The organism is Polaromonas sp. P3_C2 (assembly GCF_056402675.1).
Genome location: NZ_JBFUGX010000320.1, coordinates 1 through 4,845, shown reverse-complemented (window position 1 = coordinate 4,845; position 4,845 = coordinate 1). Strand labels below are relative to the sequence as shown.

Sequence of the window (4,845 nt, the reverse complement as noted above, 5' to 3'; positions counted from 1 at the left end):
GGTTAGAGCACCACCTTGACATGGTGGGGGTCGTTGGTTCGAGTCCAATCGCGCCTACCAATTCCCTCGACGGTTCCTGATCCAGGTTCTGCATTCTTTGTAATGCGGACTGGCACACAGGGTAAACCAAGGGGATTGAGTACATCAGAATTCCTAGAATGTATTGAGTCCCGGCGTTTCGACGCCGGTCGTCATTCAGAGGAGAAATCAGTGCCAAAAAGCAAATCCACCAGCCCGTCATCCGGCACGCCGCCTTTACAGGGCGACGCCTCTGCCGACGGCACTCCCGGTGCCAAAAGCGGCCGGGCTGCCGGCAAGGCTGCGGCTTCACGAGTGATCAAGAAGTACCCGAATCGCCGGCTGTACGACACCGAGACATCGGCCTATATCACGCTCACGGAAGTCCGCCAGCTGGTGATGGACAGCGCTGATTTTGTGGTGCGCGATGCCAAGACCAATGAAGACCTGACGCGCAGCATCCTGCTGCAGATCATTCTCGAAGAAGAAACCGGCGGTGCGCCGATGTTTACCGAAGCCGTGCTGGCCAACATCATCCGTTTTTACGGGAATGCGATGCAAAGCTTCATGGGCGCCTACCTCGAGAAGAACGTGCAGAGCTTCATGGACCTGCAGGTCAAGATGGCCGAGCAGTCCAAGGGGTTGAGCCCCGAAATGTGGGCCCAGTTCATGAATGCGCAATCACCCATGATGCAGGGCATGATGGGCACTTATGTGGAGCAATCCAAGAACGTTTTCACGCAGATGCAGGAGCAAATGCAAAAACAGAGCGAGCAGATGCTTCAAGCCTTTGGCCTGAAGCGCTAGGAGCCGCATAAACCCAATTTCCGGGCACATGGCTGCGTTGCGCGGTGCTCGGAATCCTCATGCACCCAAGTGCATTCCGGTTCCTGCGCTCCGGGCGCCTTGCCCTGTATCCCGGCAATTGAATTTCTGGCGGCCCCTAGAAGCCCATAGAAATCAGGGACCTGAGACAATACACCCCATGAGCGAAGTTATTTCCCCCCCTGTTTCCGTGAACACCAAGCCCGCGCCGCGCGTTGGCTTTGTCAGCCTGGGCTGCCCCAAGGCGCTGACCGATTCCGAATTGATCCTCACGCAATTGAGCGCCGAGGGCTACCAGACCTCCAAGACCTTTGAAGGTGCGGATCTCGTCATCGTCAACACCTGCGGCTTCATCGACGACGCGGTCAAGGAAAGCCTGGACACCATTGGCGAGGCGCTGGCCGAAAACGGCAAGGTCATCGTTACTGGCTGCCTGGGCGCCAAGGCGGGCGAGGGCGGTGGCAACCTGGTGCGCCAGATGCACCCGAGTGTGCTGGCGGTGACGGGCCCGCACGCCACGCAAGAGGTGATGGACGCGGTGCACCTGAACCTGCCCAAGCCGCATGATCCTTTCGTGGACCTGGTGCCGAATGCCTTTGGCATTGCCGGCATCAAGCTGACGCCCAAACATTACGCCTACCTGAAGATCAGCGAAGGCTGCAATCACCGCTGCACCTTCTGCATCATCCCGTCCATGCGCGGCGACCTGGTGTCACGGCCTATCGGCGACGTGCTCAACGAAGCGCGCGCCCTGTTTGAAGGCGGCGTGAAGGAATTGCTGGTGATCAGCCAGGACACCTCGGCCTATGGCGTCGATGTGAAATACCGCACCGGCTTCTGGGATGGCAAGCCCATCAAGACGCGTATGCTGGAACTGGTGCAGGCACTGGGTGAAATCGCCGAGCCGTATGGTGCCTGGGTGCGCTTGCATTACGTTTATCCGTACCCAAGTGTGGACGAAGTACTGCCGCTGATGGCCACCGGCAAGGTTCTGCCCTACCTGGATGTACCGTTGCAGCACAGCCATCCGGATGTGCTCAAACGCATGAAGCGGCCGGCCAGCGGCGAGAAGAACCTTGAACGCATTGCGCGCTGGCGCGAAATCTGCCCCGAAATTGTGATTCGCAGCACCTTCATCGCCGGTTTTCCCGGCGAGACGGAAGCAGAGTTCGACCATCTGCTGGACTTCATGCGAGAGGCCAAAATCGACCGCGCAGGCTGCTTTGCCTACAGCGCAGTAGAAGGTGCGACGGCCAACGATATTCCGGGCATGCTGCCGCTGGCGTTGCGTGAAGAGCGGCGCGCCCGCTTCATGGCCGTGGCCGAAGCGGTGTCCAGCCAGAAACTGCAGCAGCGCGTAGGTGCAACCATGCAGGTGCTGGTGGATTCGGCGCCGGCGCTAGGCCGAAAGGGTGGCACCGGGCGCTCTTATGCCGATGCGCCGGAGATCGACGGCGTCGTCAAGCTGCTGCCGCCGGAGAAAATCAGCAAGACGCTGAAAGTCGGCGAGTTCACCCGGGCCCGCATCGTCGGAACCCAGGGCCATGACCTGGTTGCTGTACCTGTTTGATTAAGGCCGCTAGTGAAAAGGCGGACTTGAAGATCTGCCCGGCCACAAAAAAAGCCACTGGGTCACAGTGGCTTTAATCTTGCTTTATTCCAGAACCTGTTTAAGAGTCTGGAGAAGCTGTTTGGTGTATCTGGTGCCCGGGAGAGAACTCGAATCTCCACATCTTGCGATACACGGACCTGAACCGTGCGCGTCTACCAATTCCGCCACCCGGGCACAGCTAGCAGTGTACCATTACTTCAATGCTTTCTCAGGGCCAAGCCCCCAAATTTTCCTGAAATATTTCGGCTGCATACTCAAAACCAGCAGCCCTCAACAAAAAGAGATTTTTTATCAAAACAACTCATTCAAATACCGGCGCATCGTCCGCCCGTTCCTCTGGTTTGCTCGCTGAATTCGAGGGCACCGTTTCCGGCCACCGTGATGGCCATGGTTTTGTATTGCGCGATGACGGCGAAGCGGATATTTACCTGCCGCCCAACGAAATGCGAGCAGTGCTGCACAAGGATCGCGTCAAGGCACGCATTGTGCGGCACGACCGCAAAAACCGGCCCGAAGGCCGCGTCACGGAAATCCTTGAGCGATCCTCGAACCCCATCATCGGCCGCCTGCTGCAGGAAAGCGGTGTCTGGCTGGTCGCGCCCGAAGACAAACGCTACGGCCAGGATGTCCTGATCCCCAAGGGCGCTACCGGCACGGCCAAGGCCGGCCAGGTGGTGGTGGTGCAACTCACCGAGCCGCCGGCGCTTTTCGGCCAGCCTGTGGGTCGCGTCAAGGAAGTGTTGGGCGAGATCGACGACCCCGGCATGGAAATTGAAATTGCGGTGCGCAAGTACGGCGTGCCGCATGAGTTCAGCGACGAGGCGCTGGCCCTGGCCCGTACCTTGCCGGACGCCGTGCGGCCTGCCGACAAAAAGCACCGCATTGACCTGACGGACGTGCCGCTGGTCACCATCGACGGCGAAGACGCCCGCGATTTTGACGACGCCGTTTATTGCGAGCCTGCCAAAGTAGGCCGCGGCAAGGGCTGGCGCCTGCTGGTGGCGATTGCCGATGTGAGCCACTATGTGGAAACCGGCAGCGCCATCGACATTGACGCCTACGACCGCGCTACCAGCGTGTATTTTCCGCGCCGCGTGATTCCCATGTTGCCGGAAAAATTGTCGAATGGCCTTTGCTCGCTCAACCCGAATGTCGAGCGCCTGTGCATGGTCTGCGACATGCTGGTCAATGCCAAGGGCGAGGTTCACGCCTACCAGTTTTACCCGGCGGTGATGTTCAGCCAGGCGCGCTTTACCTATACCGAAGTGGCCGCCATCCTGGCCAACACGCGCGGCCCTGAAGCCGCGCAGCGCAAGGCGCTGGTGCCGCACCTGCTCGACTTGCACGACGTGTACCAGGCGCTGCTCAAGGAGCGCGGCGAACGCGGCGCGGTGGATTTTGAAACCACCGAGACCCAGATTGTTTGCGACGAAGCGGGCCGGATTGAAAAAATCGTGCCCCGCACCCGCAATGTGGCGCACAGGCTGATTGAAGAAGCCATGCTGGCGGCCAACGTCTGCTCGGCGGACTTCATCTCGCAAAGCAAGCACGTGGGCCTGTACCGCGTGCACGAAGGCCCGACGCCCGAGAAGAAGGAGATGCTGCGCAACTACCTGAAGGCGGCCGGCATCGGCATGACCATCACCGATGACCCGGCGCCCGGYGAATTCCAGAAGATCGCGCTGGCCACCAAGGACCGCCCGGACGCACAGCAAATCCACTCGATGCTGCTGCGTTCCATGCAGCAGGCGATCTATACGCCGATGAACAGCGGCCACTTCGGCCTGGCCTACGAGGCTTACACGCACTTCACCAGCCCGATCCGGCGCTACCCCGACTTGCTGGTGCATCGCGTCATCAAGGCGGTGCTGAACAAGGCCAAGTACCAGTTGCCGACCCTGCCCACGCCGGGTGAGGCCGAGGCCAAGCTGTCCAAACGGCTGGCTTCACGTGTCAAGGAGCCGACGCAAAAACCTAAAAAAGCCAGCGCCGACGAACTCGCCTGGCAGGCCGCCGGCCTGCACTGCAGCGCCAACGAACGCCGCGCCGACGAGGCCAGCCGCGACGTGGAAGCCTGGCTCAAGTGCAAATACATGCGCGAACATCTTGGTGAGGAATTCGGTGGCGTCGTCACGGCGGCCACGGGCTTTGGCATCTTTGTCACGCTGGACGCGATGTACGTCGAAGGCCTGGTGCACATCACCGAGCTGGGCGGAGAATACTTCCGCTTTGACGAAGCCCGCCAGGAACTGCGCGGCGAGCGCACCGGCATCCGTTATGCCATCGGCACGCGGGTGAGGGTGCAGGTCAGCCGGGTCGACCTGGACGGCCGCAAGATCGACTTTCGCCTGGTGAACGAGGGCCAGGACCTGGTCGGGCGCGCCATGAAA

General features: G+C 60.4%; 3 protein-coding genes and 1 tRNA gene. 3 read left to right on the top strand and 1 reads right to left on the bottom strand.

The genetic code is table 11. From position 1 onward, the window contains the following. Positions 1-333 precede the first annotated feature (333 nt). Together phaR and rimO are read left to right on the top strand one after the other, a co-directional pair. On the top strand, positions 334-825 hold the full coding sequence (gene phaR / locus AC1DWI_RS13990) for a polyhydroxyalkanoate synthesis repressor PhaR (RefSeq protein WP_477649198.1): 492 nt from the start codon (positions 334-336) through the stop codon (positions 823-825). 178 nt (positions 826-1,003) lie between these two features. After that, complete coding sequence (gene rimO, locus AC1DWI_RS13985) at positions 1,004-2,413, top strand: 30S ribosomal protein S12 methylthiotransferase RimO (protein ID WP_477669244.1); 1,410 nt, start codon at positions 1,004-1,006, stop codon at positions 2,411-2,413. Between the two features lie 131 nt (positions 2,414-2,544). Here rimO and AC1DWI_RS13980 read toward each other — a convergent pair. Further along, a tRNA-Leu gene (locus AC1DWI_RS13980) sits at positions 2,545-2,629 on the bottom strand. Between the two features lie 116 nt (positions 2,630-2,745). On the opposite strand from AC1DWI_RS13980, the gene rnr reads away from it, so the two are divergent. Continuing rightward, a partial coding sequence (gene rnr / locus AC1DWI_RS13975; RefSeq protein WP_477725046.1) for a ribonuclease R occupies positions 2,746-4,845 on the top strand: 2,100 nt, incomplete at its 3' end.